The organism is Zobellella denitrificans, assembly GCF_002407485.1.
Lineage (GTDB): Bacteria > Pseudomonadota > Gammaproteobacteria > Enterobacterales > Aeromonadaceae > Oceanimonas > Oceanimonas denitrificans.
In genome coordinates this window covers 1,354,886-1,369,448 of the sequence record NZ_CP012621.1, presented here as the reverse complement: position 1 = coordinate 1,369,448, position 14,563 = coordinate 1,354,886, and the positions used below count along the sequence as shown (strand labels likewise).

The 14,563-nt window shown below is 61.7% G+C and carries 9 protein-coding genes; 1 reads left to right on the top strand and 8 read right to left on the bottom strand.

Translation table 11 applies throughout. The annotated features are described in order from the left end of the window. Nucleotides 1-20 precede the first annotated feature (20 nt). From AN401_RS06525 to AN401_RS19955, 8 genes are all read right to left on the bottom strand, one after another. Nucleotides 21-1,931: an EAL domain-containing protein gene (locus tag AN401_RS06525; protein WP_096778845.1), complete on the bottom strand. Its 1,911-nt coding sequence runs from the start codon at nucleotides 1,929-1,931 to the stop codon at nucleotides 21-23. 2 nt (nucleotides 1,932-1,933) lie between these two features. Next, on the bottom strand, nucleotides 1,934-2,620 hold the full coding sequence (locus AN401_RS06520; protein ID WP_096780314.1) for a transglutaminase-like cysteine peptidase: 687 nt from the start codon (nucleotides 2,618-2,620) through the stop codon (nucleotides 1,934-1,936). Between the two features lie 15 nt (nucleotides 2,621-2,635). After that, nucleotides 2,636-3,226: an OmpA family protein gene (locus tag AN401_RS06515; protein WP_096778844.1), complete on the bottom strand. Its 591-nt coding sequence runs from the start codon at nucleotides 3,224-3,226 to the stop codon at nucleotides 2,636-2,638. A 17-nt stretch (nucleotides 3,227-3,243) separates the two neighbouring features. After that, entirely contained in the window at nucleotides 3,244-4,557 is a 1,314-nt protein-coding gene (locus AN401_RS06510) for a TolC family outer membrane protein (RefSeq protein ID WP_094037911.1), read from the bottom strand. Nucleotides 4,558-4,578: 21 nt separating this feature from the next. Further along, nucleotides 4,579-5,964: an HlyD family type I secretion periplasmic adaptor subunit gene (locus AN401_RS06505; protein WP_096778843.1), complete on the bottom strand. Its 1,386-nt coding sequence runs from the start codon at nucleotides 5,962-5,964 to the stop codon at nucleotides 4,579-4,581. Then, nucleotides 5,957-8,101, bottom strand: a complete 2,145-nt coding sequence (locus AN401_RS06500; protein WP_096778842.1) for a type I secretion system permease/ATPase — start codon at nucleotides 8,099-8,101, stop codon at nucleotides 5,957-5,959. The genes AN401_RS06505 and AN401_RS06500 overlap by 8 nt, the downstream gene beginning before the upstream one ends. A 177-nt stretch (nucleotides 8,102-8,278) precedes the next feature. Beyond that, entirely contained in the window at nucleotides 8,279-13,126 is a 4,848-nt protein-coding gene (locus tag AN401_RS06495; RefSeq protein ID WP_157772165.1) for a CapA family protein, read from the bottom strand. A gap of 241 nt (nucleotides 13,127-13,367) precedes the next feature. Next, entirely contained in the window at nucleotides 13,368-13,682 is a 315-nt protein-coding gene (locus AN401_RS19955; protein ID WP_198401820.1) for a hypothetical protein, read from the bottom strand. A 169-nt stretch (nucleotides 13,683-13,851) separates the two neighbouring features. Here AN401_RS19955 and AN401_RS19950 point away from each other — a divergent pair, with 169 nt between their 5' ends. Then, a complete protein-coding gene (locus AN401_RS19950) occupies nucleotides 13,852-14,058 on the top strand; it encodes a hypothetical protein (RefSeq protein ID WP_198401819.1) in 207 nt (68 codons plus the stop codon). Nucleotides 14,059-14,563 lie beyond the last annotated feature (505 nt).

Here is a 14,563-nt window from a genome sequence, read left to right as displayed (position 1 = left end):
TCTACGAAAAATTAGAAGGATCAGGGAAGCTGGCGAGGCGGGCTGATAAAGCCCTGATAGGCATCCACATGCAGGGTTTTGAGCAACCGGACTTGCGGCTCGGTTTCCACCCGGGTAGCGATCGTCACCGCTCCCATGTTGTGGGCCGCACGACAAACCGCCGCCAGGAACGCATCGTCGAAGCCGGGCTCCGCCACCTGGCTGGTATAACCGTGGTCGAGCTTGACATAATGGGGCCTGAGTTCCCCCAACTGGGTCAACAGGTCAAAATGCCGGCCAAAGTGATCGATGCCCCATACCACCTTCAGCGAGGCCAAGGGCGACACCAGTATGTCCTTGCCGGAGGCAAAAGCACTTTCCGGCAGCTCCAACGCCAGCCGGCGCCCGGCTTCCTTGTACTGCTCAAGCATCTCGGTCAGGGCCGTCCAGAAGCTTTCCTGATGACAACTCTGCCGGGTAAGGTTTACCGCCAATTTTAACTGCGGACGCTCCGCCAACAGCGCCAGGGCCCGGCCTATGATATGAAGATCCAAGCGCTCCCCCTGCTTGAACTGCTCCACCACCGGCAGAAAGTGGCCGGCATGATAGACGACACCATCCTTGCGAATGCTAATGAACAGTTCCTCATGGTAAGGCTTGCCATCAAAATCCAGCACCGCCTGGACACTGCATTCAAAACTGTCTTCCGCCAGCGCTTCGTCCACCAGTTGCTTCCAGGCCAGTCGCCCCAGGCCGTCTTCAGCCCTGCCATGCTCCACCACCACGGCACCGGTATGTTCCATGCGCGCCTTGTTCAGTGCATTGTCGGCCCTGGTCAGCAGTTGGCTGACGTTGTCCCCTGATTGAATCACCGCCATTCCTACCACCGACAGGTCACGGCCATTGACCGGATCCACCACCAGATCGGCGATAGAGCGATTGATCTCTTCACCCAGAATTCCCAGCCGTTCTCCATCGGTTTCCGGAACCAGCATCGCGAATTCATAGGCGGAGAGCCGGGCCAGGGCATGTTCACCGAAACGCCGGCACAGCTGGCGCAAGCTGCCGGCAACCGCCCTGATCATCTCGTCACGAACAGCAAACCCCTCTTCCTGATAAAGCGACTCCAGCATGTCCACGGATATCAGGATCACGGTGCCACCGCCGGTTTCCCCGAGCCAGGACTGGCTTTGGGAGACAAAATAGGACCTGTTACCCAGCCCCGAGGCTTCATCCAGAAACGCCCTTTGCCGCAGCCGCTCCGCCTCGTCCGCCTGCTCCTTGAACTGAAGCTCCAGCTTGCCGGCCATATTGTTGATGGCTGCCACCACTTCCCGCAACTCACGGGTTGCGGGCAATGGAATGGCCTTGCCGAAATGGTGCAGTTCAATTTCCCTGGCCTGCTTCTCGATATCGTGCAAGGGCTTCAGCAGATAACGCAGGGCCAATACCAGCAGCCCCCACACCAACAAAAAACAGGCCAGGAACCAGGTGGCCAGCCGGCTCATCCCCTGCCAGAGTTCGTAATAGGCCTGGCCGGGGTGACCTTCAACATACAAGTGGCCCAGTTGCAGCCAGCCTGAGGTCAGTACGGCGTCGTATTTTGCCCCCTCGAACAACCCCAGGTTGACAAACCAGGCCGGCACCCGCCGGGGCAATGAGGTATGTTCCCGGATAATCTGCTGGTCGGCGGCCAGCAGATCCAGCCGGACCCGACGGTAAAAACCCCCATCGAACACGGCGTTGATCACCGACTCGGCTCCCAGGGTATCACTGGTCTCGAGATAGGGCGTCAGGGCCAGCCCCAATGAGGTTACGGTGTTGATTACCGTGGTCTGCTGCTGCTGCGCCAGGTAGTTCCGGGTAGAGCTGAACTGCACCGAATAGGCGGTGATGAACAGCATGGCAAAAAGCAACAGCATGGTTACCAATAGTTGGCGGTATAAAGTCATAGTTATCTGTCCAAATTGATTTTGGGGCGCTGCAGTCGTTTCACATCGACCCGGCCACGCAAATCATTCCAAAGCGACAATCGTGATGCCTGCCCCGCCAGCTCACCCTGTCCCCGCTCCCGCATCAGCCACAGGTGCTGACCGTTAAAACTGTAAATGGGCTCAAGATCGCGGCGCTCCGTCGCCGGCCGGATGGTTCCCTCGAGATTGTCCAAAATAAAGGGAACCGACGACGGTGTCGGATAATAGGCAACCACCATATGAAACTGGTTCAAGCGCAATGCCTTGACGTACACCAAACGCAACTTGCTGTCGTCGATGCCAAGCTCCAGCAGGGTGAAATACTTGGCGATGCTGAAATCCTCGCAGTCACCGCCTCCCGCCCCCAGAAATTCGAGCGGGGTCGCCCAGTAGTCTTCCTTGCCCCACAACTTGATATCGTCGATAAAGTGCAGGCGGTTAAAGAAGATGTTCACCCGGGAAAGTCGCTCCCGTTCACTCCAGCCCGCGGCCTGTCCTTCCCTGACCAGTTGCCGCCATGCCTGGGTACGCGTTGTCGCCGGCTCGCCATAAAACTGGCGCACCGCCGCAATCATATTTTCGTCTTCCCGCAACAACGACTGGGCCGGCAGGCCGAGCACCAGACCCAGCCATGCCAGCCCAGCCAGCAGGGAAAGCAGTCGCCTCATCAACAGCAATCAGGCTCAGCGTTCAACGCTGTACACGTTCCAGCGCATCCTCACCCCGTCCCGGGCACTGGCCAGGGCGCCAACCACCCGCCGGTTGGCGGCGGCAGACTGCTCATCCTCGCCCATCAGCACGGGCCGGGTGGCGCCATAGCCGATGATCTCCAGCCGCTCGCCGCCGACGCCCGCCTGCATCATCGCCTGCCGGACCGCCTCGGCCCGCCGCTTGGACAGAGCGATGTTGTAGTCGTGGCTGCCGACCTGGCTGGCATGGCCTTCCAGCAACAGCCTGAGCGACGGATTTTCCGCCATAAAGGCGGCCATCCGCTCGATCTCGGCCTGATACTGGGGTGAAATCACCGAGCTGTCGTGGGCGAACAGCACGATCAAATCCTGCTGCAATACCTGGCTCTCGCCGCTGTGACAGCCGTCGTTGTCTACCGAGGCGCCCACCGGGGTATCCAGGCAGTTGTCCCGGGCGGTGATGACACCATCCCGATCCGCGTCGCTCAGATCATAGGCGGCTACCGTTTCCCGTTCCGGCTCGGTGGTCAGGCTGGTACAGGCGGCCAGGGGCAAGAGCAGGGCCAAAATAGTCCATGTTTTCATCGTGTATCTCCTTATGTTCAGTTTTTGGCCTGCCATTGTTCGGGCTGGGTAAAGCGCAACGCCTCCAGCAACTGGCCGGTGGCATTCATGATGCGGTACTCCGCCAGCAGTTGATCGTATTCGGCATTGATGTAGGAACGGCGAGCCTCGAACAGTTCGTTCTCGGTGTTGAGCACGTCAAGCAGGGTACGATTGCCCAGCGAGAACTGCTTCTTGTAGGCGTCCACGGTGTTATAGCTCGCCTCCACATGCTGGCGCAGGAAGTCCTTCTGCCGCCCAAGGGATTCATAAGCAGCCCATGCCAGTCGGGTGCCTTCGCCTACCTGGCGATGGGCATTCATGTGGATGTCCTTGGCCTGCATCTCCAGCGCCGAGGTGGAGCGGCTGCGGGCCACGTCGGCACCGCCGTTGTACAGGTTGTAACGCATGCGCACCATGGCGGTGAAGTCGTAATTGTGGCCACGCACCCCGTCGATATCGTCATCCCAGTTCTTGTCCAGTTCCAGGCTGACATTGGGGTAAAAACCGGCCTTGGCATCTTCGTGCTGGTAACGGGCCGCGTCGATGTCGAAGGCGGCGGAAGTCAGGGTCGGGTGGTTTTCCTGGGCCTTGGCCAGGGCATCATCCAGGGTCGGCGGCATGAAGTTGGCGTCCGGCTGGGGCTGGCGCAAGTCATCCGGCATCTGGTTCACCAGGGCGATAAAACTGCTCTGGGCATCCCGCAGGTTGTTTTCCGCCGCGGTCATGTTGGAATAGGCACGAGCGACCCGTCCCTGGATCTGGGTATAGTCGGCGGTGGAGCCCACGCCCGAGTCGGTACGGCGCTGAATGTCGGAAAAGATCTGCTCATGGGTCTCGAGATTGCGCCGGGACAACTCGACGATCTCATCCTGACGCAGTACCTCCAGATACACTTCCGCCACCCGCAGCGCGATGTTCTCCGCATCGGACAACAGCGTATAGCGCTGGGCGTCCGCCTCGGCCTGGGTCCGGCCGACGTTGCTGGAGGTCTTGAAGCCGTCGAACAGCATCTGGCGCAGCGACAGGCCAGCTTCCTTGCGGGTCAGGGTCTTGTCGGCACGAGGTCCGCCGTCCCGGGTGCCCGGACTGTCGGTATATTCGTAACCGATGCCGGCATTGGCATCCAGCTTGGGCAAATAACCGGCAAAGGCTTCATCCTGGTCATACTGCCGGGCCTGGTAGAGGTGAAAGGCTTCCTTGACCTTGGGGTGGGTCATCAGGGTGTGGGTCACCGCCTCCTCCAGTGTCTGCGCCTGCAACGGCAGCACCAGGGATACGCCGACCAGAACGGCCACAGTCGTTTTTTTCATTGTTATTACTCCCTTTTAAAATCAGCGCTCCCGCAGAGCGCCCTGTTTTGCTCTTAATATGGGTTTTAACAGGTAATCCAGTACCGTTTTTTTGCCTGTTATAATGTCGACCCCCGCCTGCATACCGGGGATGATCTTCAAAGGAGCCTCTTCCGTGCCCAGAAAGCTTTCCTGGGTGCGGATGGTCGCCAGAAAAAAGGTATTGCCTTCATCGTCCTGGATGGAATCGGCACTGATTTTTTCCACTTCGCCCAAAAGCCCCCCGTAGATAGTGAAATCATAGGCGGTAAACTTGACCATTGCCTCCAGGCCCGGCCGCAAAAAACCGATATCTTTCGGCAGGATACGGGCTTCAACCAGCAGGGTGTCCTCCAGCGGCACGATTTCCACCAGATCCATGCCCGGCTGCACCACGCCGCCAACCGTATTGACTTTCAGGGTCTTGATGGTGCCCTTGACCGGCGAGGTCACCGAGGTCCGGCGCACCCTGTCCTGCAGGCCGACTTCTCCCTCCTGCAACTGGGCCAGCCGGTTGCGGCGTTCGCTGAGTTCACGCTGGGCCTCGGAGCGGAAGGTCAGGGCCGCTTCCTTGCGCTTGAAGATATTCTCCCGCAAGGAGGCATCCAGCTTGGGCAGCAGCAGCCGGGTCGATTCCAGTTCACCCTGCATCTGGTTGAGCTGGCGCTCCAGGCGCAGTATCTCCACCTGGGGGACTATGCCTTCCCGGGCCAGGGGGCGGCTCATGTCCACCTCCCGTGCCGCCAGGGATACCCCGCGTTGCAGGGTACGCACCTTGGCGTTGGTTTCGATGATCTCCTGCTCCCGTTGCTCTATCTGGTTGCCGAGGATTGACAGCTGGTTCCGTACGAACCCCAGACGCTCTTCAAACAGCGCCTGCTGGACTTCGGCCTGGCCCGGATACTGCTGCCGGAAGTCGTCGGAAAACGCCAGCACACTCCCCACTATCCGGACCTGTTCCCGCCAGGCCAGGCTGCTGTCTTCATTGATCGACATGGCGGCCACTTCGGCCTCCAGCCGTCGCACGTCGCCGTGCAGCGCCGCGATTTCCTGGCCCCGCTCCCGCAGATCCGAGAGGAAGCGGGTATCGTCGATCAGCAGCAAGGGTTGCCCCTTCTCCACCTGTTGCCCCTCCCGGGTATAGAGTTCCCGGACTATGCCGCCTTCCAGGTTCGACACCACCTGGATCTGCTGGGAGGGGATCACCGAGCCCGTGCCCGAGGTCACTTCCTCCAGTTCGGCAAAGCGGGCCCAGATCAGGGCGGCGAACACAAACAGCAGCATGCACCACAACAGGGCCCGGGCACCGCGCGGCGTGGTGAGCAGGATCGCCGCCGCGGTGTCGCTGGTGTAATCGAGCAATTCGGGGGGAAGTGACCGCTTAGCCATTGCTGACCTCCCGGCCGCGAACCTTGCCGGACTGAAGTTGCCGCAGCACCTGCTCCTTGGGGCCGTCCGCCACTATCCGGCCCTGCTCCAGCACGATCAGCCGATCCACCACCTCCAGCATCGAGGTTCTGTGGGTGATCAGCAGCAGGGTCTGCTCTGGCTTGAGCCTGGCCAGCTCCTGGCGGATATACTGCTCGGAGCGGTTGTCCATGTTGGAGGTGGGCTCGTCCATGACCAGCATGACGGGGTCATTGAGCAGGGCCCGGGCGATGGCCACCGCCTGGCGCTGGCCACCGGAAAGCTGGCGCCCGCCCTCGCCCACCTGCTTGTCCAGGCCATCCGGATCCTGGTTGGTGAACAGGGTCACCCCCGCCTGCTGGGCCGCCCGCAACACCAGGCTCTCATCGGCCAGGGGATTGGCGATGACGATATTGTCGCGGATGGAGCCGAAAAACAGGTTCACATCCTGGGGCACGCAGCCGATGTTGCGCCTGAGCGCCGCCGGCTGTAGCTGGCCGATGTCGATGCCATCGATGCGGATGGCCCCGGCGGTGGGCTTGTACAAACCGACGATCAACCGCTCCAGGGTGGTCTTGCCCGAGCCGATGCGACCGATGACGGCCACCTTCTCGCCGGCCTTGATGTGCAGCGTCAGGCCGCTCAGCACATCGTGCTCGGAGCCGGGGTACCTGAACGATACCTGATCGAACAGGATATCGCCGGCAAACACCGGGTGGTGAATATAACGCTTGCCCGTTTCCTGCTCGTCGGGGGCCGCCATGATCTGCTCCAGTATGGTCATGGCCGACTTGGCCTGGTTGTAGCGGGTGGACAGCACCGACATCTGCACCATGGGCGCGATGGCCCTGCTGCTCAGCATGACGGCGGCGATAAGTCCGCCCATGGACAAATCGCCGGCGGCAATGAGGTAAACCCCCAGCACGATCAGGCTGACGGTGGTCACCTGCTGGGTCACGTTCGCCAGGGTGGAAACGCTGTTGGTCAGCCGCCGGGTTTTCATGCCCCAGCTGGCGATATGGCTTACCGCCTGCTCCCAACGATGCTGGAAGGTGCCCTGGGCGCCGAACAGCTTGATGGTTTCCAGCCCGGCAATGCCTTCCACCAGGTTGGCGTTTTTCTGGGACGCCAGCCGGGAACCTTCTTCTATGCTGCGCTTCAGGGGCCCCTGCACCAGCAGGCTGAACAGGGCCAGCGACAGTATGGCCAGTATGGGTACCCAGACCATCTGGCCGGCGAAGATCCAGATGATCAGCAGAAACAGCAGGGCAAAGGGAATATCCACCAGGGCGGAGACCGTCGCCGAGGTCAGGAAATCCCGTACCGACTCGAACTCCTGCAGGTGCTTGGCGAAAGCGCCGGTGGACGGGGGCCGCGCCTCCATCCGCATGCCCATCACCTTGGCGAAGATCCGGGCGGACAGCAGCACGTCCGACTTTTTGCCCGCCACGTCGATAAAATGGCTGCGCAACATGCGCATGATGAAATCGAACAGGAAGACGATGCCGGCGCCGATGGCCAGCACCCAGAGCGAGTCGAAGGCGAGGTTCGGCACTATCTTGTCGTAGACGTTCATGGTGAACAGGGGCGTCACTACCGCGAACAGGTTGATCAGCAGCGAGCCCGTCAGCACATCCCGGTAGATGGGAGCGGAGCGCCACAGGGTGCCCCAGAACCAGTGGCCGTCGTGATGCTCCAGCACCTTGGGCGAACGTTCGTCGAAACGGAACCTGGGTTTGGTGAACAGCACCCGTCCGGTATGGCTGGCCGCGAGCTTCTCGAGCGGCAGCCACAGCTCGCCCTCCTCCGTGCCCGGCAGCATTACCTTGCAGCGGGCCTGCTCGGGCTCGGACGCCAGCAGTACACAGGCGCCGCCTTCCTTCAGCAGCAGAATGCAGGGCAGCAACAGCTCGGAAATCTCTTCGATCGCCTGGGCGGCATGATGCACCGCCAGCTCGGCCCGCTCGGCCGCCCGGGAAAACAGCAGCGGCGTCAACCGCCCTTCCGGCAGGGGCAACCCGGAGATCAGCGCTTCCCCCTGGTGGGGGTGGCCGTAAAATTTGGTCAGAAACACCAGGCTGGCCAGCAGGGGATCCATCCCCAAGTTCGGATCTTGCATGAATGCTTCTCTTTTTTTATGAGAAAGGTTGAAGCAAGCGTCCTGCCTGATTTTTCAACCGTATAAGAGAAAGATAGCAGAGGGAATAGGCCCCGCAAGGAGCCGGACTATCCCGAAGCCCGGGCCTGGAGGGATGAACAAAATGTAGGCTTTAACCGGCCTGGCCGTATCGCAGCCTTACCTCGACGGGGCCGACAGGCTTTTCAGGGCGGCCACCACCTCGCTCAAGCGGGTGCCGTTGGACGACTTCACCAACACCAGGTCGCCGTCCTGCAACTCCTGGCGGAGGCTGGCCATCACCGGCCCAACCTGTTCAAACCAGCGGCATGAAATACCTTGCTCACGCAACCGTCCGGCCACGGCTTTCATGTAAGATCCGACCAGATATACCTTGCCGGGTGAACACCTGGCAATATCGGGCACCAGTTCAAGATGGTATTGCTGAGCCTGCCGCCCCAGCTCCAGCATGTCCCCCAGCAGCAACAGGGCCCGTCCCCGATGAGAAAGGGCGGACAGCTGTTGCAGCGCCGCCGACATGGACAAGGGATTGGCGTTGTAGCTGTCATCCACCACCATGACGCGCTTGCCATCAATGGCCAACGGCAGCGACTCTCCTCGCCCTTCAACCGGTTTCAATGCCGCGCACCCCTCGGCAACCGCCGCCAGGGGAAGCCCCAGGTGCCGGGCCAGGATCAGGCATACCAGGCTGTTCACCGCAAAATGGCGGCCAGCCATTCCCAGGGGGTATTCCAGCTCATGCCCCTGATAGGCCACCAGCGCCCGGCTTTGGTCGACATCGAAGGTAAGCAGCCGGCAGTCGGCCTGTTCATGTTCGCCATAACTGATCAGAACGAGTCCTTCCGCCAACGCCCGCGCCGCTATCTCGTCGTAATGGGCGGTGTCGCGGCATACTATGGCCAGGCCGCCCCGACGCACCCCCCGGAAGAGGTTTGCCTTCCTGGCGGCGATGGCAGCCGTATCCTCATTGCCACGCAAGTGGGCCGGGCCAATATTGGTGATCACCGCCACATCGGGTGCCAGCAGCTTGATGTTACGGTACTGCCTGACATCGATGGCGGAGACGGCTACTTCCAGCGCTACCAGCCGCGCCGATGGAGGTACGCCAGCCATCACCGCAAAGATGCCGACGCGGGAATTGTAGTTGTCGTAGGTGGTATGCACCTCCATCCGGTCCGAGAATAACTGCCGGATCATGGACACCAGCGTCGTCTTGCCCGCGCTGCCGGTCACCGCCACCAGGGGGCAGGACAACCGCTGCCGGGCGGCGATGCCCAGCTCGATCAGCGCCTTGACGGGGTCCTCCACCATCAGCACCGGCAACGCCTCCGGCAGGCCGGCTACGGGACGGCTGACGATCACCCCGGCCACCCCCCTGGGCAGGGCTTTCAGCACCCTATGGCTGTCCCAGCCGCGCCGGTAGCAGTTGGCGATATTGGAATACTGCTCATGGCGGGCCAGTTCGAGCGAGGTGGACGCCACATAAAGGGTGGGAGGCTTCACCATGGCGGCATGGCTCCGGCCCCGTACCACCGAACTCACATGCCAGTCATGGGCCGGCGGCGTCAGCCAGACACCTCCGGTCACTGCCTGCAATTGGGCGGCATCCCAGGCGTATGTCTGCTCCCTCGCCGGCGGCAGCAAAGAAAAATCACTGCGGTAGCTGCGCTGAATAAAGGGCCAGCGCATGGCCGGCTTTTCTGGCAACCCCAGCCCGAAATACACCGGCAGCCTGACGCGGCCTCGCTCTGATCCCGCACCGGTGAGCAGCCTCAGTTGCAGACGCAGCTCGGTATTGACCCATTCCTTTCTGGCAGGAGGGCGGATACCGTAGAAGTCCCGATAGACAACGCCGGGACACCAACGGCTGGTGGGCAGCAACCAGTCGCAGAAGTCGTGATCCATGCCCAGGCCCCAGGGCTTGGTACCCTCCTCCCAACTGGGCACCGCGGTCACTTCCAGCCGCCAGTCTTCTTCCACTCCGGCGTCGATGCGCCAGAAGCTTTCCACCCAGATCATCTGTCGGTGTGCTATCCAGCGGGGACCGCTCTTGAGCCCCAGCAAGGTGAAGGGACCCAAGGTAACGGGCTCCATCCGCGCCTCTGCGGGTACCTGCTTTACCGTCCAGGCAGGCTCCAACGCCGAAATCCAGAGGGCCGGAGCGGGCCGAAAGACCTTGGCAGGCCGCGGTGCTAGGCGGGTGGTTCGCTGCGGCGACCGCACCGCCAGGGTGGCCGTGCCGTTGTCGCACAGCTCAAGCCTGCTGTGGAAAGGCCGGCATCTTTCGGCAAGGAGGCTCAGGATCTCTTGCGCCCTGGCCCCTTCGGCCTGCCAGGAATGGCCGAAACCCACTTCTACCGGTATAAAAATGACTCGCTCCACCCCCTGCTTGCTCAACTCCAGCTGGAAGATGCCGCCGGCCTTGGGGGATGAACGCACCGCGTCGAACAGCAGATCGCCGGCATCGTAGATAATGGGCCGCTGGCGGTACAGCTCCACCCCTTGCAGCCGGTGTGCGGAAGAGCCCAACACCGCATCCGCCCCGGCATCGATCAGCACGTGCCCCGCCTTGATCTGGGCTGAACTGGGTTGGGTGGCATGATTGTCGCCCCAATGCACACAAACCAGGACGATATCCGCCACCTCTCGCGCCTTGGCAATACGCTGCTCCATCTGCTGCTGCCAGGCCTCCGTCTCCTCCAGCGCAAGATAGGCCGTGCCCGCCTTCGTCTCGGTGGCGGCAAAGCGATGCTGGGTGGCATCCACCGCCATCAGGGCCAGCCGCAACGAACCCAGCTGTCGAACCAGGGGCCGGAACGCCGCCTCCCGATCAATACCCGAACCCACCTGCGCCATGCCGGCGGCAGCCAGCCAGCGCTGCTGATCGAGAAGCCCGGCCGCACCATAGTCGCCGCTGTGGTTATTGGCCGTGCTTACCACGTCGACGCCCGCCTGGCCCAGCACCGCCAGCATCTCGGGACGGGCGCGGTAGTAGTAGGGGCCTCCCTCGCCCTTGTCCACGCCCTGTTCCCCCCGGGTGGTGACCACGGACTCCAGGTTGACCAGGCTCAGATGGGACTCTTTGAGCGCCGGAATATCCAGCACCCGTTCGGCCCCCAGCTCGGCGGTACGGTAGTGCTGCCGCCGCCCCAGATTGACATCCCCTCCCCAGGCCAGCAGCACGGACTCCACCGCGGGTTCGGAACAAGAGGCCGGCGGCGATACCCCTCCCCCTTGACGCCTGAGCAATCCCCAATAGGCCACATAGCCGGACAGGTAATGCTCGATATCGTCTATCCTGACCCGGAACGAATGATGCCGGATGAAGAAGCTGCCCAGCACCGACTCGGGCCTGGCGAAATACATGGCAAATTCCGGCCAGAAAAAGCCGTTCAGCAGGTAATGGGCCCGCTGGTGCAGTGCCCGGTAGAAAGCCTCTTCATCGAAGCCGTCGAGCACATGGCTCATCTCCGGCATCAGCTTAAGGCGGCTCAGCATCTTCTGGAACGCCATCGACAGTTCCAGCAGGGTGGGATAGGTGGTGATGCGGTGTTGGATAAAGTCAAGGTAGCCCGCGATATTCTGCACTCCGAAACGGAAGTACTTTTCTTCCGGCCGGTAACGGGTCAATTCGTTGACGCAATACGACAGCCAGTGGTCATGGGCCTGCCAGTGCCCGGCCTGCAGGAAGTATTCGAACGCCTTTTCCACCAGGGCCAGCCAGCGGGGGTTCTGCGTCAGCCCATACAACCGCATCAGACCAAAGGCCGCCTCGCCGTCGTAGTAGATAATCCGGAACTCCTGCTTGACCGACAAGTCCCCGGCATACAGCACATGCACAAACTGCCCGGTCTCCGGGTTTTGCATTCTTGCAATGCCCACCGCCAGGGCGTCCATCAACTCCTGGTGGCGGTAGTCGCGGGTAAGCTCGGTATACTTGACCAGGGCCAGCAGGCACACGGCGTTGCCCCCCAGCTTGATTTCCTCCCCGCTGTCCACCAAATAGGCGGCCGCCTCGCCGCTCCCCAGCACATAGGGGCGGATCAGGGCCTGGGTCAGGTAGGCCAGGGAGCGGTCGATGGCCGCTTTCAGGCTCTCGCTTCCAGTCAGCTCCCAGGCTTCGAGCATGGCGTAGGTGGTGCTGGCGTGACGCAGGGCATTGTAGTTGGCGATGTTCCGGCCAAAACAGGGGAAATGACCGTACACGAATTCACCCGACGCCTTGACCTGACGGGCAAGAAACTCGGAGGCACTGGTAAGGAGGCGGAACACATCATCGGCATGAAGCGAGGGGATCTGCCGCCGGCCGCCGTTGCGTCCGGGCCCGGACAGGGGGATCCCCTGCTGCCGGCTGCCGGGAAGGGCGGTCAGTACCGGATCGTCGGCATAAAAGCGGCCCTGGGTGGAAAACACGAATACCGGTGTGTTGTCTCCCGTATCCAGCGGCACCTCGGTGCCGTAGCGCTTCCTGGCGTAAACCCCGACATTTTTCGGATTCAGGCTGGCCTGTGCCACCTCGGCGCCGGCATACAACATGGCGTTGGCATTGAGCTCCTGCTCAAGAAAGGCAATATCGAAGCCGGCGTCCAGGGCGATGCCATAACGGAAATAATTGCGCTTGGTATTGCGAAACTGCCGGGTCAGCCGGCCCCAGGTCATGGGCTGGATACGGGTGACCCAATCGATGCGCAACCATTTTATTGACAGGGCTTGGTGCCGTGCCCACTCCTGGCAAGCTGTCACCCCTTGTTGCCAGGCGGACTCGAAATCCGGCGCCGCCACATGCAGCACCCGGGCCCGGGACCGACCGTCACAGAGCGAAAAAAACAACACCATCCGGGGATAGCCGGGGTCGACAGTCGTGCCCTTATGTCCCGCCACCACCTCCCCGGCACCGGGAGAGACGGGATCGACTGCCGCCGGCGGATCCACCCGGATGTTGATATTGCCGGTCAGAAGGGCAGAAAGTTCACCGTAAGCGTGATTCAACAATTCAGGTAACAGCATCAATCCCCTCTTTACATGCCTTGATCACGGTTTCATGGGTCAACGCGATCCTTCTGAATACGGCCGACTTAAACAACCGCTCCGAATAGGACTAACCCGCCGGGGCTTGCTGGACTGACCAATCATGTCGGGGAACATGCCGCATGGAGCATCCCCTAATTCAGCCATATCGGGAGCGGTTACTTGAACGATATTCACCCCGGGCGGCATGGCCACCCGGGGTGAGATCCTGGCTCAAATATTACTGATCAAGCCCCTCCGGCTTGTTCGTGATATTGAAAAAACCCTCCGTTTGTTCCCCATCGACCACGAGCGGAGGCTCGTATCCGGGAGCAGAGCCCTGGCCTTCCGTCCCCGGCTCAATGGTGAGCACCGTTTCTCCATTATCGCCTGTGGTGGCGGCGATCACGCCGTCCAGTTCTCCCTCGTCATCAACAAGCAGACTTCCCAACGCCAGGGGCTCACTTTCCTCTTGCGTGAAACCGCTCGTATCAGGATCAGTAGCCTCATCCCCCAAGGGCAGGGCGACCACGTCATCGTCCTCGGCCAGCCACATCTTAGACTGGCCGCCTTGACCATTGTTGCCGGGCTGCCCCTGACCGCTGTTGCCGTCGCCCAAGTCGCCGCTGTTCTCGGCATTGTTGTTGTCGCCGGAGTTGCCGGGCGCATCCTGGTCCCCGTTGCCGTGGCCATTGTTGCCCTGCGGACCTTTGCCGGACTGCCCCTTGCCGCTGCTGCCCTTGCCGGCGTTGCCGCTGTTCTCGGCATTGTTGTTGTCGCCGGAGTTGCCGGGCGCATCCTGGTCCCCGTTGCCATGGCCATTGTTGCCCTGCGGACCTTTGCCGGACTGTCCCTTGCCGCTGCTGCCCTTGCCGGCGTTGCCGCTGTTCTCGGCATTGTTGTTGTCGCCGGAGTTGCCGGGCGCGTCCTGATCCCCGTTGCCGTGGCCATTGTTACCCTGCGGACCTTTGCCGGACTGCCCCTTGCCGCTGCTGCCCTTGCCGGCGTTGCCGCTGTTCTCGGCATTATTGTTGTCGCCGGAGTTGCCGGGCGCGCCCTGATCCCCGTTGCCGTGGCCATTGTTACCCTGCGGACCTTTGCCGGACTGCCCCTTGCCGCTGTTGCCCTTGCCGGCGTTACCGCTGTTCTCGGCATTGTTGTTGTCGCCGGAGTTGCCGGGCGCGTCCTGATCCCCATTGCCGTGGCCATTGTTGCCCTTCGAACCTTTGCCGGACTGCCCCTTGCCGCTGTTGCCCTTGCCGGCGTTGCCGCTGTTCTCGGCATTGTTGTTGTCGCCGGAGTTGCCGGGCGCGTCCTGATCCCCGTTGCCGTGGCCATTGTTGCCCTTCGAACCTTTGCCGGACTGCCCCTGACCGCTGTTGCCCTTGCCGGAATTGCCGCTGTTTTCGGCATTGTTGTTGCCGCCGGAGTTGCCGG

Coding starts and splice junctions, on each gene's coding strand:
- AN401_RS06525 (WP_096778845.1), bottom strand. CDS start 1,931: ATGACTTTATACCGCCAACTATTGGTAACCATGCTGTTGCTTTTTGCC.
- AN401_RS06520 (WP_096780314.1), bottom strand. CDS start 2,620: ATGAGGCGACTGCTTTCCCTGCTGGCTGGGCTGGCATGGCTGGGTCTG.
- AN401_RS06515 (WP_096778844.1), bottom strand. CDS start 3,226: ATGAAAACATGGACTATTTTGGCCCTGCTCTTGCCCCTGGCCGCCTGT.
- AN401_RS06510 (WP_094037911.1), bottom strand. CDS start 4,557: ATGAAAAAAACGACTGTGGCCGTTCTGGTCGGCGTATCCCTGGTGCTG.
- AN401_RS06505 (WP_096778843.1), bottom strand. CDS start 5,964: ATGGCTAAGCGGTCACTTCCCCCCGAATTGCTCGATTACACCAGCGAC.
- AN401_RS06500 (WP_096778842.1), bottom strand. CDS start 8,101: ATGCAAGATCCGAACTTGGGGATGGATCCCCTGCTGGCCAGCCTGGTG.
- AN401_RS06495 (WP_157772165.1), bottom strand. CDS start 13,126: ATGCTGTTACCTGAATTGTTGAATCACGCTTACGGTGAACTTTCTGCC.
- AN401_RS19955 (WP_198401820.1), bottom strand. CDS start 13,682: ATGTGGCTGGCCGAGGACGATGACGTGGTCGCCCTGCCCTTGGGGGAT.